Annotated in this window: 22 protein-coding genes and 1 tRNA gene; 14 read left to right on the top strand and 9 right to left on the bottom strand. The window is 60.9% G+C overall.

The window, feature by feature from the left end; genetic code table 11:
* Positions 1-90 precede the first annotated feature (90 nt).
* The 4 genes from prmA to purH all read left to right on the top strand — a co-directional run bounded on the left by prmA (position 91) and on the right by purH (position 4,136).
* Positions 91-1,005: a 50S ribosomal protein L11 methyltransferase gene (gene prmA / locus HUS66_RS13065; protein WP_175071345.1), complete on the top strand. Its 915-nt coding sequence runs from the start codon at positions 91-93 to the stop codon at positions 1,003-1,005.
* A 97-nt stretch (positions 1,006-1,102) separates the two neighbouring features.
* Positions 1,103-2,137 (top strand): tRNA dihydrouridine synthase DusB, encoded by a 1,035-nt coding sequence (dusB, locus tag HUS66_RS13070; RefSeq protein WP_175071397.1) that lies wholly within the window; start codon positions 1,103-1,105, stop codon positions 2,135-2,137.
* Positions 2,134-2,475, top strand: coding sequence for a DNA-binding transcriptional regulator Fis (gene fis / locus HUS66_RS13075; protein ID WP_254628827.1), 342 nt, complete (start codon positions 2,134-2,136; stop codon positions 2,473-2,475). The genes dusB and fis overlap by 4 nt, the downstream gene beginning before the upstream one ends.
* A 74-nt stretch (positions 2,476-2,549) precedes the next feature.
* On the top strand, positions 2,550-4,136 hold the full coding sequence (gene purH, locus HUS66_RS13080) for a bifunctional phosphoribosylaminoimidazolecarboxamide formyltransferase/IMP cyclohydrolase (RefSeq protein ID WP_175071346.1): 1,587 nt from the start codon (positions 2,550-2,552) through the stop codon (positions 4,134-4,136).
* A gap of 164 nt (positions 4,137-4,300) precedes the next feature.
* Here the strand turns inward: purH and HUS66_RS13085 are convergent, their stop codons facing one another.
* From HUS66_RS13085 to folE, 4 genes are all read right to left on the bottom strand, one after another.
* Positions 4,301-5,758, bottom strand: a complete 1,458-nt coding sequence (locus tag HUS66_RS13085) for an NAD-dependent succinate-semialdehyde dehydrogenase (protein WP_175071347.1) — start codon at positions 5,756-5,758, stop codon at positions 4,301-4,303.
* Between the two features lie 60 nt (positions 5,759-5,818).
* Positions 5,819-6,328, bottom strand: a complete 510-nt coding sequence (locus HUS66_RS13090; protein ID WP_175071348.1) for a hypothetical protein — start codon at positions 6,326-6,328, stop codon at positions 5,819-5,821.
* Between the two features lie 66 nt (positions 6,329-6,394).
* A complete protein-coding gene (folX, locus tag HUS66_RS13095) occupies positions 6,395-6,805 on the bottom strand; it encodes a dihydroneopterin triphosphate 2'-epimerase (RefSeq protein ID WP_175071349.1) in 411 nt (136 codons plus the stop codon).
* A 25-nt stretch (positions 6,806-6,830) separates the two neighbouring features.
* Positions 6,831-7,388 carry a GTP cyclohydrolase I FolE gene (gene folE, locus HUS66_RS13100; RefSeq protein WP_092527316.1) on the bottom strand — a complete coding sequence of 186 codons (558 nt, stop codon included), beginning with the start codon at positions 7,386-7,388 and terminating at the stop codon, positions 6,831-6,833.
* 252 nt (positions 7,389-7,640) lie between these two features.
* Between folE and HUS66_RS13105 the strand changes: the two genes are divergently transcribed.
* A complete protein-coding gene (locus HUS66_RS13105; RefSeq protein ID WP_175071350.1) occupies positions 7,641-8,207 on the top strand; it encodes a hypothetical protein in 567 nt (188 codons plus the stop codon).
* Between the two features lie 155 nt (positions 8,208-8,362).
* On the opposite strand, the gene HUS66_RS13110 is transcribed toward HUS66_RS13105, so the two are convergent.
* A complete protein-coding gene (locus tag HUS66_RS13110) occupies positions 8,363-9,349 on the bottom strand; it encodes a serine/threonine protein kinase (protein WP_175071351.1) in 987 nt (328 codons plus the stop codon).
* Between the two features lie 93 nt (positions 9,350-9,442).
* Positions 9,443-10,108, bottom strand: coding sequence for a ComF family protein (locus HUS66_RS13115; protein ID WP_254628828.1), 666 nt, complete (start codon positions 10,106-10,108; stop codon positions 9,443-9,445).
* Positions 10,109-10,364: 256 nt separating this feature from the next.
* Between HUS66_RS13115 and bioB the strand changes: the two genes are divergently transcribed.
* The 7 genes from bioB (at position 10,365) to HUS66_RS13150 (ending at position 15,484) form a co-directional block, all read left to right on the top strand.
* Complete coding sequence (gene bioB, locus HUS66_RS13120) at positions 10,365-11,456, top strand: biotin synthase BioB (protein ID WP_175071352.1); 1,092 nt, start codon at positions 10,365-10,367, stop codon at positions 11,454-11,456.
* Complete coding sequence (gene bioF / locus HUS66_RS13125; RefSeq protein WP_254628829.1) at positions 11,422-12,612, top strand: 8-amino-7-oxononanoate synthase; 1,191 nt, start codon at positions 11,422-11,424, stop codon at positions 12,610-12,612. The genes bioB and bioF overlap by 35 nt, the downstream gene beginning before the upstream one ends.
* Positions 12,609-13,388 carry an alpha/beta fold hydrolase gene (locus tag HUS66_RS13130; protein WP_175071354.1) on the top strand — a complete coding sequence of 260 codons (780 nt, stop codon included), beginning with the start codon at positions 12,609-12,611 and terminating at the stop codon, positions 13,386-13,388. The genes bioF and HUS66_RS13130 overlap by 4 nt, the downstream gene beginning before the upstream one ends.
* Complete coding sequence (locus HUS66_RS13135; RefSeq protein ID WP_282847337.1) at positions 13,379-14,203, top strand: methyltransferase domain-containing protein; 825 nt, start codon at positions 13,379-13,381, stop codon at positions 14,201-14,203. Before HUS66_RS13130 ends, HUS66_RS13135 begins: the two co-directional genes overlap by 10 nt.
* 25 nt (positions 14,204-14,228) lie before the next feature.
* Entirely contained in the window at positions 14,229-14,918 is a 690-nt protein-coding gene (gene bioD / locus HUS66_RS13140; RefSeq protein WP_175071355.1) for a dethiobiotin synthase, read from the top strand.
* Positions 14,919-14,953: 35 nt separating this feature from the next.
* Positions 14,954-15,038: transfer RNA gene (locus HUS66_RS13145), tRNA-Leu, on the top strand.
* 167 nt (positions 15,039-15,205) lie between these two features.
* Complete coding sequence (locus tag HUS66_RS13150) at positions 15,206-15,484, top strand: Arm DNA-binding domain-containing protein (RefSeq protein ID WP_217488016.1); 279 nt, start codon at positions 15,206-15,208, stop codon at positions 15,482-15,484.
* 455 nt (positions 15,485-15,939) lie between these two features.
* On the opposite strand, the gene HUS66_RS13155 is transcribed toward HUS66_RS13150, so the two are convergent.
* Positions 15,940-16,833: a hypothetical protein gene (locus tag HUS66_RS13155; RefSeq protein ID WP_175071356.1), complete on the bottom strand. Its 894-nt coding sequence runs from the start codon at positions 16,831-16,833 to the stop codon at positions 15,940-15,942.
* Between the two features lie 87 nt (positions 16,834-16,920).
* Complete coding sequence (locus HUS66_RS13160) at positions 16,921-17,133, bottom strand: hypothetical protein (protein WP_175071357.1); 213 nt, start codon at positions 17,131-17,133, stop codon at positions 16,921-16,923.
* 632 nt (positions 17,134-17,765) lie between these two features.
* On the opposite strand from HUS66_RS13160, the gene HUS66_RS13165 reads away from it, so the two are divergent.
* The gene (locus HUS66_RS13165; protein WP_175071358.1) at positions 17,766-18,206 is read left to right on the top strand and encodes a LexA family protein; all 441 of its coding nucleotides are present in this window, start codon (positions 17,766-17,768) and stop codon (positions 18,204-18,206) included.
* 8 nt (positions 18,207-18,214) lie between these two features.
* Complete coding sequence (locus tag HUS66_RS13170; RefSeq protein ID WP_175071402.1) at positions 18,215-19,492, top strand: Y-family DNA polymerase; 1,278 nt, start codon at positions 18,215-18,217, stop codon at positions 19,490-19,492.
* Positions 19,493-19,625: 133 nt separating this feature from the next.
* Here HUS66_RS13170 and HUS66_RS13175 read toward each other — a convergent pair whose 3' ends face one another.
* Positions 19,626-21,707 carry a sensor domain-containing diguanylate cyclase gene (locus HUS66_RS13175; RefSeq protein ID WP_175071359.1) on the bottom strand — a complete coding sequence of 694 codons (2,082 nt, stop codon included), beginning with the start codon at positions 21,705-21,707 and terminating at the stop codon, positions 19,626-19,628.
* Position 21,708: the final 1 nt, after the last annotated feature.

Below are 21,708 nucleotides of genomic sequence, written 5' to 3' on the forward strand. Positions count from 1 at the left end.
AGGCGTGTCGAGCGATTTCCCCTCAGCGGGGCGGCCTATGCCGCCCCGCTGGCGTTTTTCACCGAGACTTTTCAACGAGAGACTGACGCCATGCCCTGGTTACAACTCAAGGCTCGCATCGCCCCGGCTCAGGCCGAGATTCTCGAGGAGCTGCTGCTCGCCGAGGGCGCCAGCGCCATTACGCTGCAGGATGCCCACGACGACCCCGTTTTCGAACCCGACCGAGGTACCACCCCGTTGTGGGACGAGACGATCCTGACCGGGCTCTATGACGACCTGGAAGGCATCGACGCCATGCTGGAACAGGTCCGCGCGGCCTGGGCCGCCGAGGTCCCCGACGAGCCCTGCCCTGAGATCGAGTATGAGCTGCTGGCCGATCGCGACTGGGAGCGCGAGTGGATGGACGGCTTCGCCCCGCTGAAGATGGGCAGCCGCCTGTGGATCGTGCCAAGCTGGCAGGAAGCGCCGGACGCGGACGCCGTCAACCTGCGACTCGACCCAGGCCTGGCCTTCGGCACCGGCACTCATCCCACCACCGCCCTGTGCCTCGAATGGCTCGATGGCCTGGCGGTTGCTGGCGAGCTGGAGGGCCACGAGGTACTCGACGTGGGCTGCGGCTCGGGCATCCTGGCGATCGCCGCCCTCAAGCTCGGTGCTCGGCGAGCCACCGGCAGCGATATCGACCCCCAGGCCCTTACCGCCAGCCGTGACAACGCCGAGCGCAACGAGGTCGAGGCCGAGCGGCTGGCGCTCTACTACCCCGAGCAGCTCGGCGCCGACCGCTACCCGATCGTCGTCGCCAATATCCTCGCCGGCCCGCTGATCGAACTGGCACCTACCATCGCCGGGCACGTTGCCCCCGGCGGCCGCCTGGCCCTGTCGGGCATCCTCACCCATCAGGCCGACGAGGTACTGGAAGCCTATCTGGCTCAGGGTCTCAGCATGGCCGAACCCGAGGAACGCGAGGGCTGGGTGCGGCTTGAAGGCCACCGCATTGGCGCCTGACGCCACGACCGGCACGGCAAAGGCGCATTTTCACCTTCACCCGACGCCGGTCGATGGGTATGATATGCCCCCCTGTTCGAGCAACCCCGTGACGCCCATGTCCGCTAGCCTGCCCGCCATCGGTCGGCACCGCTTGACCAATCGCGTGATCCTGGCCCCCATGGCCGGCGTCACCGACCGCCCCTTCCGCCAGCTCTGCCGGCAGTTGGGTGCTGGCCTGGTGGTCTCCGAGATGGTGACCGCCGATCCCGCCCTCTGGCATACGCGCAAGTCGCGCCTGAGGCTCGATCATAGCGGCGAGCCGGGGCCGCGTAGCGTGCAGATCGCCGGCGGCGATGCCAAAATGCTCGCCGAGGCGGCACGCCTCAACGCCGACCAGGGCGCCGAGATCATCGATATCAACATGGGCTGTCCGGCAAAGAAGGTCTGCAACAAGGCCGCTGGCTCGGCACTGCTGCGCGACGAGGCGCTGGTGGCCGAGATTCTCGACGCCGTGGTCGATGCCGTCGACATCCCGGTGACGCTGAAGATTCGCACCGGCTGGTGTGCCGACAGCAACAACGGCGTGCGGGTCGCCAAGCTAGCCGAACAGGCAGGCATTCAGGCCCTCGCCGTGCATGGTCGCCATCGCCAGCAGCGCTACAGCGGCTATGCCGAGTACGACACCATCGCCGCCATCAAGGCCGCCGTGTCGATGCCGGTATTCGCCAACGGCGATATCGACTCTCCGGCCAAGGCAGCCGCCGTCCTCGACTATACTGGTGCGGATGCGGTGATGATCGGACGTGGCGCACAGGGCAATCCCTGGATTTTTCAGGAAACTGACCATTACCTGCGCCACGGCACGACACTGCCCGCCCCCTCTCGGGACGAGCGTCGCCGAGTGATGCAAGGGCACCTCAACGCCCTGCACGACTTCTATGGGGAACACATGGGCGTACGCATCGCACGCAAGCACCTCGGGTGGTACCTGGCCTGGCACTGCCCGGCCGATGAACTCAAGGCCCATCGGGCCCGCTTTAACATCCTGGACAGCGCCCGGGATCAACTTCATTTCGTGGACGAACTGTTTTGTCACGGCGCCGAAGGCTCGCCACGGACCCTGACAACAGATGGAACCAGTGCAGCATGACCAGTAGGCAAGCGACAACGCCCGACGATCTCATGGCCACCGGCCAGGACGCCTTGAGCCTCACCGCCATCGAACGCGGTACCGCCCTGGCAAGTGCCCCCCATCATCAGGAACAACCGCTACGCGAGGCGGTCGATGCCGCCATGCGTCGCTACTTCGACCACCTGGACGGCGGCGTGGTGACCGACCTCTATGCCATGGTCATGGCCGAGGTCGAGGCGCCGCTGCTGGCCACGGTCATGGAGCATGCCAATGGCAACCAGACCCGCGCCGCCGAGATGCTCGGCCTCAACCGCGGCACCCTGCGCAAGAAGCTCAAGCAGTATGCACTGATCTGATTCCCCTCAAGGGCGCCCACGCGGCGCCCTTGGCCGTTTCTCCCTCCTTTAACGCAACGAATGGTAGTCCGCCCATGGCCAATCAAGCCCCTTCACCGCTGCCGGTACGCCGCGCCCTGATCAGCGTCTCCGACAAGACAGGCATCGTCGAGTTTGCCAAGGGCCTCGTCGCCCACGGCGTCGAACTGCTCTCCACCGGCGGCACCTTCCGCCTGCTCAAGGAAGAAGGCGTCACCGTCACCGAGGTGTCCGAGCATACTGGCTTCCCGGAGATCATGGATGGTCGGGTCAAGACCCTGCATCCCAAGATCCACGGCGGCATTCTCGGTCGCCGCGGCCAAGACGATGCCGTGATGGCCGAGCACGATATCGCACCGATCGACATGGTGGTGGTCAACCTCTATCCATTCGCCCAGACCGTGGCCCGTCCGGACTGCACCCTCGAGGACGCCATCGAGAACATCGATATCGGCGGCCCGACCATGGTGCGCGCCTGCGCCAAGAACCACGCCCACACCAGTATCCTGGTCGACGCGGACGACTATCCGCGAGTGCTAGCCGAAATCGCCGAGCAGAACGGCGCCGTGAGCGACGCCACCCGCTTCGACCTGGCGGTCAAGGCCTTCGAGCATACCGCCCGCTACGACGGCGCCATCGCCAACTACCTGGGCACCAAGGTCGAGGGCGGCGCCGACGGCCTGCCGCGCACCTACAACACCCAGTTCGTCAAGAAGCAGGACATGCGTTACGGCGAGAATCCGCATCAGCAGGCTGCCTTCTACGTCGAGAACGATGCCAGCGAAGCCAGTGTCGCCACCGCCACCTCGCTGCAGGGCAAGGCGCTGTCGTTCAACAACGTCGCCGACACCGACGCCGCCTTCGAATGCGTCAAGGCCTATACCGACACGGCCTGCGTGATCGTCAAGCACGCCAACCCTTGCGGCGTGGCCGTCGGCGAGACAGCGCTCGAAGCCTATGAGAAGGCCTTCGCCACCGACCCGACCAGCGCCTTTGGCGGCATCATCGCCTTCAACGTGCCGCTGGATGCCGAGACCGCTCGCGCGATCATCGACCGTCAGTTCGTCGAAGTGATCATCGCCCCGGGCGTCAGCGACGAGGCAGTGGCCATCGTTGCCGAGAAGAAGAACGTCCGCCTGCTCGACGTGGCCGCCCACTGGCCCGGCGAACGTCACCCGGCCCATGACCTCAAGCGCGTCACCGGCGGCCTGCTGGTACAGGACCGCGACCTGGGCATGGTCGGCCGCGATGAACTCAAGGTGGTGACAGATCGTGCGCCCAGTGAGCAGGAACTGCGTGATCTGGCCTTTGCCTGGAAAGTCGCCAAGCACGTCAAGTCCAACGCCATCGTCTATGCCCAGCAAGGCCAGACCATCGGCGTGGGCGCCGGCCAGATGAGCCGGGTCTACTCGGCCAAGATCGCCGGTATCAAGGCCGCCGACGAAGGCCTCTCGGTGCCCGGCTCGGTGATGGCCAGTGACGCCTTCTTCCCGTTCCGGGATGGCATCGACGCCGCCGCCGCCGCCGGAATTACCGCGGTGATTCAGCCCGGCGGCTCGATGCGCGACGCCGAAGTGATTGAAGCGGCCAACGAAGCTGGCATCGCTATGGTGTTTACCGGCATGCGTCACTTCCGTCACTGAAGACGGAAGACGGAAGACGGAAGACGGAAGACGGAAGACGGAAGACACAACATCAGCGTGACTTCCGCTACGTAAAAGCCCCTACAGGACTCGTGCCTGTAGGGGCTTTCTCTTACGCACTTATTGCTTCCTTATTACCTGTTCGTGCTCACTACTCGGGTTCACTACCCCAGGTCGATGCACAGGTACTTGGTCTCGAGGAATTCCTCGATGCCCTGATGACCACCCTCGCGTCCAAGACCTGAGGCCTTGACCCCACCGAAGGGGGCGGCGGCATTGGAGATCGCACCGGTATTGATACCGACCATGCCATATTCCAGCGCCTCAGAGACGCGCCACACCTGCCCCAGGTCGCGGCTATAGAAGTACGCCGCCAACCCGAACTCGGTGTCGTTGGCCATGCCGACGGCGTCCTCTTCATCATCGAAAGAGAAGACCGCCGCCAGCGGACCAAAGGTCTCTTCCTTGGCCACTCGCATGCCCGGGGTAACGCCGTTGACCAGCGTTGGCGTGAAGAAGCTGCCACCCAGCGGATGCGGATGGCCGCCGAGCAGCACATGGGCGCCATTGTCGACGGCATCCTGGACGTGTTCGCTGACCTTGGCCACTGCCTTCTCGTCGATCAGCGGGCCGATATTGATGCCTTCATGGGTGCCGTCACCGACATGCAGCTCCGAGTTCATGGCCGCAGCCAGCTTCTCGCAGAAGGCATTGACGACGCTGGACTGCACCAGGAAACGGTTGGTGCATACGCAGGTCTGACCGGCGTTGCGGAACTTGGCGGCCATGGCACCGTCAACGGCGGCATCCAGATCCGCACCCTCGAAGACGATGAAGGGCGCATTGCCACCCAGCTCCAGCGACAGCTTCTGGATATTCTGCGAGGCCTGCGCCATCAGCTGACGACCGACGTCGGTAGAGCCGGTGAAGGTGATCTTGCGCACCACCGGTGACTCCGTCATGGCAGCCGCAATGGCGCTGGCCTGCCCCGGCACCACATTGAAGATCCCGCGCGGCACTCCCGCACGCTCGGCCAGCAGCGCCATGGCGGTAGCCGAGAACGGGGTCTGGCTGGCCGGCTTCACCACAATCGGACAGCCGGCAGCAAGGGCGGCACCGGCCTTGCGGGTGATCATCGCCGCCGGGAAGTTCCAGGGCGTGATGGCCCCGACCACTCCGATCGGCGACTTGGTGACCACAACCCGCTGGTTGGCGTTGGCCGCGGGCACCGTCTCGCCATAAACGCGCCGCGCCTGCTCTGCGAACCAGCGCAGGAAGCTTGCCGCATAGGCAATTTCACCAGCGGCCTCCTTGAGCGGTTTGCCCTGTTCCAGGGTCATGATTTGCGCCAGCTCCTGCTGGTGCTCGTGCATCAGGTCGTGCCACTTCATGAGGATGTCGGCACGCTCAAGGGCGGTCAGCGCACGCCAAGCGGGGAAGGCATACTCGGCGGCGGCGATAGCACGCTCGGTCTCGCCCCGACCCAGGCGCGGCACTTGGCCAATCACCTCACCCGTGGCCGGATTGAGCACCTCGATCTGCTCGCCGCTGTCAGCAGCGACCCAACTGCCATCGATATAGGCAAAGGGACGAAACAGCGGGTTGTCTTGCAGATTTTCCATGGGAATTCTCCTTCCTGTGAAGCGGCGGGATAACCCGAACCGCATGCGGATGATGCCAAATCAGTTGGGAGGCTGTATCGATGGCTCCACCGACACCGATGTATCAACCAAGACCGACAGCACGGCCAGCAACAGCGCCAGGCCGATGGCCCCCCAGCAGAATAGTCGCCCCGAATAGCGCTGAGGCGCACGATGGATCTGTCTCAGGCCCAACACGGCCAGCACCGCAGCCACCAGCCCCAACAAGGGGGCGAGTCCGTCCAAAAACATGCTGAGAAAGGCCACGCTGATGGCCGCAATGGCAAAACCGGAATGCCGTCGAGGTACGGCATTCCCGGCGCCATCTTGAGGGGGATGGGGCTGACTGGCCCTGGCCCTTAGCTGGGCTTCCGGCCGGTTGATCAGCTGCTCGGCTCGCTCACCTCGCGGCGTAAAACGCACCGCGATGTGAGGCCCAGGCAGGCCCCGGCCACGCCAGTCAGAAAGCTGGAAGGTAAATCGCTGACCGTTAGTGGCCTCGACGACGCCTTGCTGGGCGTCATCATCGAAGGCGAGGATGTCGCCGTCCAAGGGAATCTCCTGTCAATCGACGCTGGCTTCCATGCTAAGCCGAATTGGCCACTGTCACCAAGTCATTCAGACATCAGCAGCCACTTCCCGAGAATCAGACAGCGTGATCGACACCGAATCAGAGAAACGCAGGGCATGGAGCTTGTCAATTTCGACCTGTGCGGTCAGCACCTGCTCGTAGGACATGATGATATCGAGCACCTCCCGCGTCATGCGTTCGAGCAGCAGGAAGCGGTTCTCTTCCACATGCGTGATGACGTGCTTGGTGATGGTGCGATAGTTCAGCGCTTGGTCGATATGGTTGAACTGCACCGCACGATCCGCACGATAGCGAATCACCGCATTGATCACCACATCCTGACGGTTGCGAATCTCTTCTTCCTTGATGCCGATATAGGTTCGCAACCTGAGGTTCTTGATGCGAATGGTGGCAAGGTCATGATCGAGATGCTGGTCGTTCAAGGCGTGCAGCGGCATGACGAACTCCCTTCGAGTGAGCGGCTCAGCGTCCGTTGATCAGGGTCAGGAATTCCTGGCGAGTCGACTGGTTGGCACGGAAAGCGCCCAGCATGACGGAACTGCTCATGCTGGAGTTCTGCTTCTCGACGCCGCGCATCATCATGCAGAGATGCTTGGCCTCGATGACCACCGCCACACCACGAGCATCGGTGACCTGCTGAACGGCCTCGGCTATCTGGCGGGTCAGATTCTCCTGAATCTGCAGGCGTCGCGCATACATGTCGACGATGCGGGCGAACTTGGAAAGCCCCAGTACCTTGCCGCTCGGCAGGTAGGCGATATGGCACTTGCCGATAAAGGGCAGCATGTGATGCTCACACATCGAATAAAGCTCGATATCTTTAACCAGCACCATCTCATCGGTTTCGGATTCGAAAACGGCCCCATTGATCAGCGACTCAAGCGACTGCTCGTAACCGTGAGTCAAAAATTGCATGGCCTTGGCGGCCCGCTTAGGGGTATCGCGTAGGCCCTCTCGCTCCGGGTCTTCGCCCAGGCCGGTGATGATCTGACGAAAATGATCGGCGAGTTGTTCAGTCATGATGGGGCCTTTACGCTAAATAATCTACAAAAGGTATACAGATTTCTTTTTTCGTACAACATCAAAATGTCATAAAGCCGTTAATTTTATCCTACCCGGCGCCACCATGCAGCGCTGCTCGCGGAGAATCCCCGGCAATGACGTGACATCATGCCGCGTGCAGCCCTCTCTCGGTGGCTGATGCCTGCAAAACGCCCTATGGTAAAGTGGATTTCTCTACCTGTAAGGCCCGCTGGATACCGAGATGCTCCTATGATGAAACGCCATGTTCTCCTGCTGGCAGCCAGCCTGATACTGCCGAGCCTGGCCATGGGCGATACCCTGCGTCTTCCTTCACAGGCCCGCATCGACGTGCAGGTCATCGATACCCTGAGTCTGAATCAGGCGACCCCCAGCCGTGCCAATGTGCTGCTTAAACCCTGGGTGGTACGCAAATCCGTGGACAGTCCTGCAGCCGTCGACGGACGAGAGGCATCACACCAGCTGCCATCGCACTGCCTGATCACCGCCGATGCCCACCTGGTCGACGGGCGCATACGGCTATCCGCCAACACGCTGACCTGCATCGACATGATGGGCGATACACGCGAGATCTACAGTGGCAAGCTCTCGGCGGCGGCTCGCGAAACCAATGGCGACTTCGGAGTCACTGCCACCTGCCTCGCAAGCAACGCACAAGGCTGCCAGAGCGTCGAGTTGCGCCCGGCCCATGCGTTCCAGCTGGAACTGGGGCAGGCACTGGCCATCGAGGCCCAGGACAACCCCTCGCGTCGCCTCAATGAACAGCGCCTTAATGCCAATCAAGCGCCAGCCGAGTAGGCAACCTTCAAGCCGAACGTCAGCCCCGCAACCAAGGCCCGGTCGAGTATCGGCATCGTGGCCATTGCCAGCGGCCATCAGCGCGCCTCTTTGCTTGCTGCTTGACGTCCTGTGACTCCGCTTTTCCCTGCTTGCTCTCTCTACTGTCTAGTGCCTCAGGCCAGCCAGCGGGGCTTGGACTCTAGCAGCTGACGCTGCTGCTCGAGCGTGCGCAGATGCTGATCCCAGTAACCCTCGTCGGCTACCCAAGGGAAGGCCCTGGGGAACGCTGGGTCTGACCAGCGCGTTACCAGCCAGGCGGCGTAGCGGATCAACCGCAGACTTCTCAACGGTTCGATCCAGGCCAGCTCGCCGCGGGGAAAGTCTCGATGCTGCTCATAGCCCTCGAGCAACTCGGATAGCTGCATCTGTGCTTCCTGATCGTGCTGGGCAGTCAGCATCATCCATAGATCCTGAACCGCCGGTGCCATCAGGCAGTCATCAAAATCGACCAGCGCAAAGTGCTCGTCCCGCCCCAGGATATTGCCCAGATGACAGTCTCCATGGGTACGAATCAGCGCATCGGCAGGAAACGCCCTCGCCTTGAGCTGCTCGCCCAGGGTGGCGCTGATACGCTCGTAGGCTTGGCGCTGTTGGCGGCTCAGCCAGGGAGATGTCAGCACCTGCTCGCGGCTTTCCTCGACCATGCGGGTCATGTCCAGCCGCTGGCGATGCTCGAAGGGCCGTTGGTCGCCAACCGCATGCAGCTGACCGACCAGATCTCCGAGGGCAAAGAGGTGGACCGGATTATCGAGCTCCGGTGCCTGGCCGCTGAGCTGCGGGAAAAGCGCAAAGCGGAAGCCCTCGAAGTGATGCAGGCTGACGCCCTTGGCATCGCGCCAGGGGGCTGCCACCGGAACCCCCGCGGCCCCCAGCTCGACCAGAAAATCATGCTCTTCCTGAATCTGTGCATCGCTCCAGCGCTGGGGACGGTAAAACTTGGCCACCCAGCGACGCCGCTCGTCATCGTGAAACAGGAAGACCCGGTTCTCGTAGCTGTTGAGCGCAAAGGGTTCGCCTGGCAACCAGAAGCCCAGCGACTCGACGGCATCGACGATGCGTGAGGGACTTAGCTGTTCGAAGGGATGGGGAGCGTCGGCCACGGCGTGATCCTGATTGGCGAATAGACCCGCATGCTAGCAGATATCGCCCTTGTCACCTGACTAGGCAATGTCTGAAAAGTACTGCGCTCGAGATCAACGCCTGGGAGTGCGCGCCACCGCCCAGGTCTCGATGCGCTGAGCACCCGCCGCCCGGCAGGCCTTCGCCAGGGCATCGAAAGTGGCACCGGTGGTCATCACATCGTCGAGCAGCACCACATGCGCGGGCAACGGCCGGTCGATCCTGAAGGCATTGCGCAGGTTGGCACGGCGCGCCTTGCGCGGTAGACCGCGCTGGGTCGGCGTCATGCGTACCCGTTGCGCCGTCATGCAGGGCAAGCCCAATCGGCGGGCGAGTCGTCGCCCCAGCCAGTCAGCCTGATCGAAACCACGCTCCCTTGCACGCAGCGGATGCAGCGGCACCGGGATCACCGCGTCGGGCCGCCGGCCAAAAGCCGATGACACCCTGCTTTCTGTCGTCGCGCTTGCCGAATCCTCGACACCCCCACCTGTCACTCCCTCCTTGACTCTCTCCTTGACTCTCTCTTTAACCCCCTCTTCAAGACGCTCTTCCAGACCCGCCTCGATCAGCGCCAGCAAGAGCGTACCTGCCCGCGGCGAAGCCGAAAACTTGAACGCCCGCACCAGGCGCACGACCTCTTGCTCATAGCGCAGCGGCACCCAAGCACTATCAAAAGTGGGAGGCTGGGTCAGACAGGCACCGCAGCGAATATCGCCATCGAACCGATAACGGCCCGACATCAACGTTTCTGTCATCGGCTCGGCACAGCCAACGCAGGCGAGCGTATTCCAGGGCAATGTCGCCGCGCAGGCAGTACACCAGTGCGCACCGGGAGGTGGTGTACCAAGACAAAAGGCGCAATGCCCGGGCAGAGCAAACCGCAGCCAACGGTCAACCATCGAAAGCCACCCAGTTGACAGCAACGTCGCAGCCTCTATCATCACTGTTAACCCCAAGCGAAATAAAAGTTAACCAAACATCACGAGCGCCTCTGATATGACCTTAGCCAGCCCCGCTGCCATTCGCCATGATTGGCACCTCGCCGAGATCGAGGCACTGTTCGCCCTGCCCTTCAATGATCTGCTCTTCCAGGCCCAGCAAGTCCACCGCCAACACTTCGATGCCAATGCCGTTCAGGTGTCGACCCTTTTGTCGATCAAGACCGGGGCCTGTCCGGAAGACTGCAAGTACTGCCCGCAGTCGGGCCACTACAACACCGGACTTGGCAAGGAGAAGCTGCTCGAAATCGAGAAAGTAGTCGCGCAGGCACGTGACGCCAAGGCCGCCGGCGCCAGCCGCTTCTGCATGGGGGCCGCCTGGCGCAGCCCGCGACAGAAGGATCTAGATGTGGTGCTGGAGATGGTCCGCCAGGTCAAATCCCTGGGGCTCGAGACATGCATGACGCTTGGCATGCTCGACGATGACCAGGCGCAGCAGCTTTCCACCGCCGGGCTGGATTATTACAACCACAACCTGGATACCTCACCGGAGTACTACGGCGAGATCATCACCACACGCAGCTATGACGAGCGCCTCGAGACGCTAGCCAACGTGCGCGAGGCCGGCATGAAAATCTGCTCCGGCGGCATTCTCGGCATGGGCGAGGCACCCCGCGACCGCGCCTCGATGCTCAAGCAACTGGCCAGCCTGTCCCCACACCCGGAGTCGGTGCCCATCAACATGCTGGTCAAGGTCAAGGGTACCCCGCTAGAGGACGTCGATGACCTGGACCCCATCGATTTCGTGCGCGCCATCGCCGTGGCACGCATCATGATGCCCAAGAGTCACGTTCGTCTGTCCGCCGGGCGCGAGCTGATGAGCGAGTCGACACAGGCCTTGGCCTTTATCGCCGGCGCAAACTCGATATTCTATGGTGACAAGCTGCTGACGACCGAAAACCCCGACGTTCTGCGTGACCGGACCCTGTTCGACAAGCTTGGCTTACATCCCGAGGAAAACCGGACTTGTCAGGATGAGACCGAGCAGGAAGCAGCCCTGGATGCCTCATTGCGCCGCCAGGTCGTCGAACGCAAGGCCCCCCAAGAGCTTTTCTATGATGCCACCGCTGAAACCCACAACATCGCCTGACGTGCTCAGGAGCCGTCTCGAAGCGCGGCTGGCGCGCCAGCGCCAGCAGGACCTGTGGCGCGAACGCCTGAGTATGTCCCCGAATCCAGGGGCCCAGCTGCGCGACTTCGCAAGCAATGACTACCTGGGCCTGGCGCGTGATCCGCGGGTCGCCGAAGCCATGGCAGTCGGCGCCCGTCGCGAGGGCGCCGGCGCTGGCGCTTCCCACTTGGTCAATGGACACTTTCCTGTCCACCAGGCACTGGAGGAACGCTTGGCCGAGCTCACCGGACGGCCAAGGGCGCTGCTTTTCTCCACGGGCTACATGGCCAATCTCGGCGCACTCCAGACCCTATGCGATGGCGAGACACGGGTATTTCAGGACCGGCTGAACCATGCCTCGCTGCTCGATGGAGCGCGACTGGCTCAATCACCTTCGCGGCGCTTTCATCACCGTGACCTTGACGATCTCGAGCGCCTCCTTAGCCGGGCGCCGCGAGAGTCCGCCAAACTGGTGGTCAGCGACGGCGTCTTCAGCATGGATGGCGACACGGCCGACGTGGCAGGCCTCGCCGCCGCCTGCCAGCGCCAGGGGGCCTGGCTGATGATCGACGATGCGCACGGCATCGGCGTATTAGGCAAGCAAGGTGCCGGCCTGGTGGGCCAGCGTTTCTCCAGCCGACAGGTACCCGTGCTGGTCGGCACACTCGGCAAGGCATTTGGCAGCTGTGGCGCCTTCGTGGCAGGGGACGACGTGCTGATCAGCGCCCTGACACAATTCGCCAAACCCTATATCTACACGACGGCTCAGCCTCCAGGGGTGGCCCATGCAACGCTGCGCGCGCTAGATATCAGCGAGCAGGAACCCGAGCGCAGAGAGAGGCTGCATGGCCATGTCCAGCATTTCCGCCAGGCAGCCGAGGCCATCGGGCTCCCGCTGATGGATTCCGCCACCCCCATTCAGCCCATTCTGCTCGGCGACAATCAGCGCGTCATGCGCTGGAGCCTGGCCCTGCGCGACGCCGGCTTCATGGTCGGCGCGATTCGTCACCCAACCGTACCCCGCGGCACGGCACGTCTGAGAGTCGTACTCAACGCCCTGCACGAGTCGCACGACATCGAGGCGTTGCTCGACGCGCTCGCCGAACTCAAGTTCCTCGAGGCTAAAGCACCGTGACGCGACTCGTTCTGCTATCCGGCTGGGGCATAGACGCCCGGATCTGGCAGCCGCTGATGACCTCACTGCCCACCGATATCGACGTGAGCACGCCGGACTGGCCCGGCTATGGCACTCGCCAGGGTACCGACACACCCGAGGATCTGACGACATTGGCCAGGGCCATGGCGGATGACCTTCGCCAAGACAGCCTTTGGGTCGGCTGGTCACTGGGCGGCCTACTGGCCACCGCATTGCTGAAGCATTTGCCGGCGCCCAAGTCGCTGGTGTTACTGGGCATGCGCGAGCGTTTCACGACCCTGGACGCAGCACGAGGCGGCGTGACGCCGTCTGCCCTGGCCACCTTTAACGACGCCTTCCAGCATGACCCGCTGGCCGCCTGGCGCCACTTCCTGCGCTGGCAGCTAAGCGGAGAGCCAAGCCCCCGTCATGCGCATCGCCAACTGCAAGCGCTGATTGGCAAGGAGCCACCCGCCACCTATGCCAGCCTTGCCATTGGCCTCGACTGGCTAGAAAGACTCGACAATACCGGGATCTGTGCCTCTCCCCCCTGCCCGATACTCACCGTGACAGGCGAGCGGGATCCGCTGACCGCAATCGCCGACCCCGCCTCGGCGCATCATATGTCTCGTTCAATCGAGCAAGCCGGCCACTGTCCGCAGCTTTCACAGCCGCAGATCCTGGCCGGCCGGCTGGCCGCACTGGCCCACGAGCATGAAATAAACCTACATGCGGACACCCACCCACTGCCTCACGGGGAGCCTCCGTGCACCTAGCAACGACTCTCTCGGACCCGTTAACGGACGCGACACGATCAGCAGCCTCCAACGACTGGCGTCGGCGCGTCGCCCACGCCTTCAGCCGTGCCGCTCCCCACTATGGCGAGTTGGCCAAGGCACAGCAGACCATGGGACAAGCTCTCTGGCGGCGGCTTCCCGACACGGCGACACGGATTCTTGACCTCGGCTGCGGCCCCGGCCACTGGACGGCCCGCCTGGCCCAACGCTATTCGGCCCCAGGCCTGCCTGCCCAGGTGCTCGGGCTCGACCTGGCCCCGGGCATGCTGGAAAGGGCCCGCGCCGAGCATGGCAAGCGGCTGGGCTGGCTGTGCGGTGACGCCTCCCGTCTTCCGCTTGCTAACCGGAGCCTGGACCTGGTGTTCTCCAACCTGGCCATCCAGTGGTGCCCGAACCTGGACGCCGTGCTGGCAGAGCTCCAGCGAGTGCTGCGGCCCGGCGGTCGAGCGCTGATCAACACCCTAGCCCCTGGCACCCTTAGCGAAGTCGGCTGGGCCTGGTCCCGGCCCCGCGCCCTGCTCACCTTCATGCCTGCCTCGGCACTGGAGCAAGCGGCGCAGCGAGCCGGCTTCGTTGACAGGGATCTCGAGCAGGTCGAGGAGCGCTTTCATTACCCGGACCTGACGGCGGTGATGGCCTCGATCAAGGGCGTAGGGGCGCAGCTGTCGCGACCTGCCAGCGCCCTGACCCGGCGTGACGTCGCTCGTGCCAAGGAGCGCTTCGAGCAAATTCGCGACAGCCAGGGCCTACCGGTCAGCTATCAACGCCTGACACTTGAGCTCATCAAGACCTGACGACCCGAAGATTTACGGATATTGCATGGCGACCTATTTCATCACCGGAACCGACACCGATGCCGGCAAGACGCTGGTCACCGCAGGGCTGCTGGCCTTGGCGCAACGTCACGGCCTGACGACCCTGGGCCTCAAGCCCGTGGCCTCGGGATGTGACCTGCATGCCGAAGGCTTGCGCAATGAAGATGCCCTGGCCCTGCAGGCTCACAGCCATCCAGAGGTCGACTACGCCACCATCAACCCCTTTGCTTATGCACCCGCCATCGCACCACACCTTGCGGCCCGCCAGGCGGGCGACAGGCTGCATTTAGCGACGCTGACAGACGCCATGGCGGACGCTCTGGCCCTCAAGCGCGACCTGACCCTGATCGAGGGTGCAGGCGGTTGGCGGGTTCCGCTCAACGATGACGAAGACCTGAGCGACCTGGCCGACGCCTTGCAACTGCCAGTGATTCTCGTCGTCGGGCTACGGCTTGGCTGCATCAACCACGCACGGCTCACCGCCGCAGCGATTAGGGCTCAAGGCCTGCGACTTGCCGGTTGGGTCGCCAATGGCATCACCACCGACTTCGACGAAGCCGATGACAACCTGGCGAGCCTCGGCCACCACTTGCCAGGCCCCTGCCTGGGCCGCATTCCGCACCTTACCGGTGGCCCGAACGCCATACTGCCCGAACAGACCGCCAGCTACCTGAAACTTCCGAATTTACCTTGACTTAGCGACTGTTATCTCTATAATTTTGCAGCGTTGCGGATGTGGTGGAATTGGTAGACACGCTAGATTTAGGTTCTAGTGCCCTAGCGCGTGGGAGTTCGAGTCTCCCCATCCGCACCAAATCGATTGATCTGACCTTACCTGATATACCATTAAGCCCTTGCGGCGCCTACGTTTCTCCCTCCAATCTATCACCTGACCTAACCGGAATTATCGAGACCACGAGCGCTCACGGTGTATACCTATGTGTACCCAAGAGTTCGAGGTATACGCGGCGGTACAGGACCATGAAACGATCTCAGATTAAGCGGCGACCTCTCGCCGACACCGTACTGACATCCATGGAACCCGAAGCCAAGGATTATCGCGAGCTCGACGGCCAAGGCCTCTATCTGCGCGTGCGTAAAAACGGCGTGAAGTCATGGGAACTTAGATACAAGCAAGCGAATGGGCGCCGGTCGTGGAAGGGCTGGGCGGCTTACCTTCTGTTAATGATGCAGTGGTACAGCGACTACCTTGATGCCCTGACAGATGGAGCGAGCAAGGATCAGACCCAGGAATTGTGAGAACGCGCACCCAAGGCGTGACGTTCCTGCAGCTTGCTTTGATACACACAGCAAATCCCCGGCCAAATGGCCGGGGATTTGCTTTTCCACCTCTATCGTTACCCTCACGCGAGCATTCCGCTTAGCTAACGAAATGCAGTGGCAGCGAAATAGGCTTCACATAAGTAGCTCAATAGTTGGGCTGCAGACTGGACGGAAGCGATGCTGGCCTACACGAAGAAAAGGCTGAAGGGGTCTATAATCAGGCTGAGCACCTTGAGCACCAGCGGGAGATGTTGCAATGGTACTGCGATTGTTTGGATACCTTGAAACCCCACATAACAGAAGACGAGGCGCAAGCGTTAAGAGCGCAAGTACGAAGGATAAATCCGTCAACCGCCTGCCGCTTAGGAAGCAGTACCTGAAGCCCTTATAACGAAAACATATAACAAAGCACCTTTCGCCGACAACCTTCTTCATACTTCATCATTACCGCCATTAACTTGCGAATACACATCAAGGTCAAAACCACCATAGCTATATACTTCCTCACGAGGTATATAAATAGCACCCATAAACCTGTCATTGCTGTCAGAAAAGAACTGGGGATAATCGTTGGAAAGGTAAATCTTCCTTTCTTCTTTATCTCTATAGCCACTCATTATCGGAAGCAAAGCAATTTCCTTAAAAGTTTCACCACCGTCGGGATCCCCCATAGCAACTATGAGCCCCACATATACTTTATCGTTTTTCACTGAGACTTGAACCAGAGACTGAGTAATAAAACTTCGATAAAGAAAAAGCTCAAGAGGACTATCTTCCACAGACTTCCTAAGATTCTCTAAAAGCCTTTCTTGGCCAACCTCATGAGAAAGTTTTTTATATCTTCCTAAAGCGCTATTCACAGCACCAATGAACCCATGGAGACGCCAATCACTTGCAACCTGAACCAAGATTCTCTTCCACCATGAAAGCTTCCATGCCTGCGGATAATACATTTTCAACCCTTTCAACTTCCAATAGGCACTCCAAAGAAGGGCAACAAAAACCGTCATCATGGACAAAGAGGATACAAGAGCAAGATTGGCAAAACTCACCAACCTTTTCTCTTCATCAATACTCCTTCCTAAAGAATGATAAACCACTTTCAAACCGTCACCAAAGTGAAGAGAAATTAGCTCAAGAGACCAAGGACCAATAGGAGTAAGAAAGCAGATAAAAGAAACAGCTAAAGAAATAAGGCCATACAAACAAACATGCAAGTAGAGACGCTGCCCCTCATATCTTTGAAATTTCCAAGAATGACTAGGATGACTTCGGCATATGATGTAGCCAGATACAAGGATAGGGAGAAGGAGGAGTGCGTACAAACTAGAATCCTTTCGACAAAAAGGAAGGGCCAGCCCTCCTCTTTAGTTAAAAATTCCATGAAAAATATAACCGGGCATAGAAGCTATTTACATAACTTTGTTTTCTTCGTCGTGGTGCTGCTTTGCTTTTTCTGACAAATGACGTTTTGCAGATTCCACACTAGGCATATCTCGATAATGATTAACAGCCTCTTCGATCGCATGGCCTGTGAGATACACGCTACGACCGCTAACAACTTTTACGTCATCAGCCTTCATCCCACTTTTTTTCAACCAACTTTTCACAATCGCAGTAGACATAAAAAAAGTTCCTCCATTAGGGCGCTGATATTCGATTTTATTATAGAAGCGCTAGCGGACGGTCTTCGCTGTACCCTGCATTTGGTAGGCAAATCCCCTGCCATGGCGGCGTAATTATGTCAATCCGTCCACATTACCGATCTTCGAGGATAGCCCAGAGGGGAGGACATGTCGAATCCGGCTCCTCGCCAACTGGAAAACCCAAAGCAGCTGGCTGTGTCAGGTCTTATCCCCATGATAATCCTATAAAATTTCCCATCCCTCAGCGCATAATATAGCCTAAAGAGACCGATCAGGGTAATTGCACCTTTGGGATCCAACCATCACTAACCTACTTCGACCGATAGCCCCGGCTTGCTTCCCTACCTACCGGCGAGCTGCTCACAAGCGCGCCGAAACTTGATTTCACACACCTATCCATCACCCAGGGAGTTGTCCTCATCGTTCCGTCGGCTCCGCTTTCACATTAGAGAATACGAACTCATAGTATCTAGAGTCATGCCAACGAGCGAAACCACAGGACAAGTCACTCCCCTCCCCGGGGACCTACCCATCCACACATTAGCGTTTGCCTAAGACCGCTCTTTTGACGAATACTGTATATACGAACAGTCTTCAACAAGAGGCCAGCCATGCGAGCTTCCGAGATATTCCAGGCGCACCCGGCGCCACCTGCCCAGGGACTGCCGCACCCACAGACCACCATTCGCGCGGGCATTTCCGGATTCCCCTCCCCCGCCGAGGACTACGTGGGCCGCACGCTGGATCTCAACCAGCGGTTGGTGAAGCGCCCCTCGGCGACCTTCTTCATGACCGTGACTGGTGACAGCATGGAAGGCTTTGGCATTCAGGATGGCGACACCCTGGTGGTCGATCGCTCGGTGAATGCCAAGCCCGGCCATATCCTGGTAGCGCTGGTGGATGGCGAGGTGATCGTCAAGCGCTACGAGCTGCTCAGTGGGCGGCCTTACCTGTGCTCCGGCAATGATCGCTACGCGCCGGTCCCGGTCTCGGATCTGGACTGTCAGGTGTGGGGCGTGGTGCGTTCGGTGATCCACGAGTTCCCGGTATGACCTACCCGATGATCGGCTTGGTGGACTGCAACAACTTCTATGTGAGCTGCGAGCGAGTCTTTCAGCCGCGCCTGGAAGGCGTGCCCGTAGGGATAATGTCCAACAACGATGGCTGCGTGATCGCCCGCTCACGCGAGCTCAAGGCGCTGGGCGTCAAGATGGGCACGCCGGCCTTCCAGCTACAGCAATGGGTCAGCCAGGGTCGCATCCATCTGCTGTCGTCCAACTACGAGCTCTATGGTGATATGTCCGCCCGGGTACGCGAGGTCCTCGAGGAGTTCTCGGCCGGCGTCGACCCCTACTCCATCGACGAGATGTTCGTGCGCTTCGATGGCTTCGATGATCCCGCCACTCTCGACCTGGCCCGCACCCTGTACCGCAAGGTGCGCCAGTTCACCGGTATTCCTGTCTGCGTGGGTGTGGCCCCCAGCCGAACCCTGGCCAAGCTCGCCAACCGTGCCGCCAAAGAGCGGCCTGAATACGGCGGCGTATGCATGCTGACAGGCGATGATGACGAAACGCGCCACCTACTCGAACAGACCGAGTTGGGCGACGTGTGGGGCGTGGGCCAGCGACTGGTCGAGCGGCTGGCCATTCAAGGCATCAAGACAGCCTGGGACCTGCGCTGCGCCGACCCCAAGACCGTTCGCCGGCGTTTTGCGGTGACGCTCGAACGCACCGCCCGCGAGCTACGGGGCACCCCCTGCATCGAGATGAACGAAAGTGATGAACCCCGCCAGCGCATCATGACCTCGCGCTCGTTCGGCCGTCTGACCGGCGAGCTGAGCGAGCTGCAGGAAGCCATTCGCCAGCACGCCCAGCGTGGCGCCGAGAAGCTGCGCGCCCAGCAGAGCCACACTCGCGCCGTGTTGGTATTCTTGAAGACCCACCGTCACCGGCAAGACCTGGCCCAGTATTCTCCCAGCATCGTCGCTGAGCTGCCCGAGCCCACCGACGACAGCCGGCCGATTCTCGCCGCTGCCCAGCAGGCACTGGAAGCGATCTACCGGCCCGGCTATCGCTTCATGAAAGCCGGCGTGATGCTACTTGACCTGGTGGACGCCCACCGGGAGCAGCTCTCGCTGCTCGATAGTTCCGGCAGCGCCGCCGATCGCGAGCGTAGCGAACGGCTGATGAGCACCCTGGACGAACTGAACCAGAAGATGGGCCGCGGCACCGTACGCCTGGGCGTGCCCCGCCAAAATGCCGCCTGGCACCTGCGCTGTGCCCATCGAACCCCGAGGTGGACGACTCAGTGGGGCGAGCTGCTCAGCGTCAAGGCCTGAGCTTGTTGAGAGCGGACGAGCAGACGAGCAGACGAGCAGACGAGCAGACGAGCAGACGAGCAGACGAGCAGACGAGCAGACGAGCAGACGAGCAGAGTGATCGTAGCCATGCTCGCCCCCTCTTCAAACAAGGCTATTCGCTCTTTTCTGCCCGGTTGCGCCCATCTTGTTTGGCTTGGTACATGGCTTTATCGGCGCGCCTGATCAGGTCGGTTTGTGACTCGCCCGGCTTCCAGCAGGCAGCGCCAATACTGATGGTCACCTGCCCGACTTCCTCGAAGTCCACTTCTGAAACTGCTTTCAGCAAGCGACTCGCCAACCCCATCACATCCTCACCGGTGCACCCGGGGCAAAGCACGAGAAACTCTTCGCCGCCCCAACGGCCAACTGCATCGCAGGATCGCAATGCCTTCCACACCGTTTGTGCGAGCAAGGTCAATACTCGATCGCCAACCTCATGGCCAAAGCAATCATTCACTAACTTGAAGTGATCAATATCGAACAGCAAAATCGAAACATCGCGGCCATAGCGTGCGGCGGCATTCAGCTCCGCTTCCAGTGCCATTTCGGTGCGATAACGGTTCCATATCTGGGTCAGAGGGTCGGTAAGCGCCAGTCGCTCAAGCCGACGGTTGGCCTCGGCCAGCGCCTTACGCTCTTGATAAAGTGTCTCGTTGAGGTTGAAGATTTCGCTCGCCGAGGCGGCAATCGCAAGATCCTCGCCCAGATCCTGGGCCGCCAAAACCTCGACTTCCTGCCAAGGTGCGCTATGCCCCGTCAGCTCTTGCTGCCAAACCTCGAAGGAACGCCGGGGCGACATCACCAACCGTCCATCCTTCATCCTGGGAACGTCCTCAGGACGCCCCGCCCAAAGGGACGTCTCGGGCTGTTCGTCACGAAACAGCATCAACCAGCCCTGGCGATCGACATCCACTGACAGCGGCACAGCGAGCAAGCCGCAGCTGCACTGAGGCGGGATCCACTCACCTAAAGGAGTCTCTCCCAGCGCATCGCTGTGCCAGGCAATCGCTCGCGATTGTGACTCTCCTAACCAGGCGGCCACCTTTTTCAGCGTATCGGCGTCGGGCAAATTACCCACTCGCGACACCGTATCGGCATAGACCATGCCCACGCCGCTGGCCCGAAACAGGGTCAACCAATCATGGCCGTGACGCTGAACCAGGTCGCTGGCGACCAGCAGCTCTTTGCGCGTTTCAAAAAGCAGTCCGCGGGTCTCTTGAACACGCTGGCGAAAGCGCTGCTGAGACATGAGACGCAGGCGCTGCAAGCGCTGAATAGCCATCTGCGCCAACAAATGGGCTGCGTCACGAGAGGCAGGTGATAGCGTACGCGGGGTCATCGCATGGCAGGCCACCAGCCCCCAAAGGCCCTTATCTCCGTGGATAGCCACCGAGAGCGACCCCGCCACCCCCATGTTGTGCAGATACTCCTGATGCACAGGCGATACGGCCCGCAAGTTTCCCATAGACAGGTCTAGTGGTTCGCCGCTCAATGGGCATCGCTCCGGCCTCAGCGGCAGAGCCTTGGCTTGGGCATCGGGAATGCTGCGCACCGGGTTGATGTCATAGAGTGCCCTGACCTGGCTCGGGATATCGCTGGCCGGAAAACGGTGCCCGAGCAGACTATCAATCCCTTCGCTGAGGCATTCAGCCTTCACCTGCCCATTCCATTCGGCATCGAAGGAGTAGACCATCACCCGATCATACTGTGTCAGGGCCCGCACCCCTTCGACCAGGGCCTGCAGCAATTCAGCCTCACTGTCCTGGGCGGCAAGGCGCGTTTGCCAGTGGCTGACGGTGGCCAAAATCTCGAGCTCGTCCAATAGCCCCAACGACTCGATCTCTACCACTACCCCCGACCCGCTGCGATAGGCCGTGGCGCGACAGCGCTCACCAGTGCCGGCTGACAACTGGACGTCATCCAGGACTATCGTGCCGGCATCCGCCGCCAAGCGGCTATCAAGACGCGTGAGTAGCGCCTCGCCAAGGCAGTGGGCGGGAGGATGACTAAGCGCTTCATCAACCGATATGCCAAGAAGCTCTTGTAGATTACTGCTGACCTGCAGAACACGGCTAAGGTCGGCATTAAGGCTCACCAAACAACCGGTTGGTTGAATCGCGCCGGGAATATGCACCGGCTCGCGGGCACATTCGGCCAGCGCCTCTGTAAGTTCTTCTTCAGAATAGGTTGGCACA

It is taken from the genome of Onishia taeanensis, assembly GCF_013349955.1.
GTDB classification, from domain to species: Bacteria; Pseudomonadota; Gammaproteobacteria; order Pseudomonadales; family Halomonadaceae; genus Onishia; species Onishia taeanensis_B.

Excerpts from the sequence above, each read along its gene's own strand:
- HUS66_RS13160 (WP_175071357.1), bottom strand. The coding sequence starts at position 17,133 with ATGTCTACTGCGATTGTGAAAAGTTGGTTGAAAAAAAGTGGGATGAAG.
- folX (WP_175071349.1), bottom strand. The coding sequence starts at position 6,805 with ATGCCGCTGCACGCCTTGAACGACCAGCATCTCGATCATGACCTTGCC.
- dusB (WP_175071397.1), top strand. The coding sequence starts at position 1,103 with ATGTCCGCTAGCCTGCCCGCCATCGGTCGGCACCGCTTGACCAATCGC.
- bioF (WP_254628829.1), top strand. The coding sequence starts at position 11,422 with ATGATGCCACCGCTGAAACCCACAACATCGCCTGACGTGCTCAGGAGC.
- prmA (WP_175071345.1), top strand. The coding sequence starts at position 91 with ATGCCCTGGTTACAACTCAAGGCTCGCATCGCCCCGGCTCAGGCCGAG.
- purH (WP_175071346.1), top strand. The coding sequence starts at position 2,550 with ATGGCCAATCAAGCCCCTTCACCGCTGCCGGTACGCCGCGCCCTGATC.
- bioB (WP_175071352.1), top strand. The coding sequence starts at position 10,365 with ATGACCTTAGCCAGCCCCGCTGCCATTCGCCATGATTGGCACCTCGCC.
- folE (WP_092527316.1), bottom strand. The coding sequence starts at position 7,388 with ATGACTGAACAACTCGCCGATCATTTTCGTCAGATCATCACCGGCCTG.
- HUS66_RS13170 (WP_175071402.1), top strand. The coding sequence starts at position 18,215 with ATGATCGGCTTGGTGGACTGCAACAACTTCTATGTGAGCTGCGAGCGA.
- HUS66_RS13115 (WP_254628828.1), bottom strand. The coding sequence starts at position 10,108 with ATGTCGGGCCGTTATCGGTTCGATGGCGATATTCGCTGCGGTGCCTGT.
- fis (WP_254628827.1), top strand. The coding sequence starts at position 2,134 with ATGACCAGTAGGCAAGCGACAACGCCCGACGATCTCATGGCCACCGGC.
- HUS66_RS13105 (WP_175071350.1), top strand. The coding sequence starts at position 7,641 with ATGATGAAACGCCATGTTCTCCTGCTGGCAGCCAGCCTGATACTGCCG.
- bioD (WP_175071355.1), top strand. The coding sequence starts at position 14,229 with ATGGCGACCTATTTCATCACCGGAACCGACACCGATGCCGGCAAGACG.
- HUS66_RS13165 (WP_175071358.1), top strand. The coding sequence starts at position 17,766 with ATGCGAGCTTCCGAGATATTCCAGGCGCACCCGGCGCCACCTGCCCAG.
- HUS66_RS13085 (WP_175071347.1), bottom strand. The coding sequence starts at position 5,758 with ATGGAAAATCTGCAAGACAACCCGCTGTTTCGTCCCTTTGCCTATATC.
- HUS66_RS13150 (WP_217488016.1), top strand. The coding sequence starts at position 15,206 with ATGAAACGATCTCAGATTAAGCGGCGACCTCTCGCCGACACCGTACTG.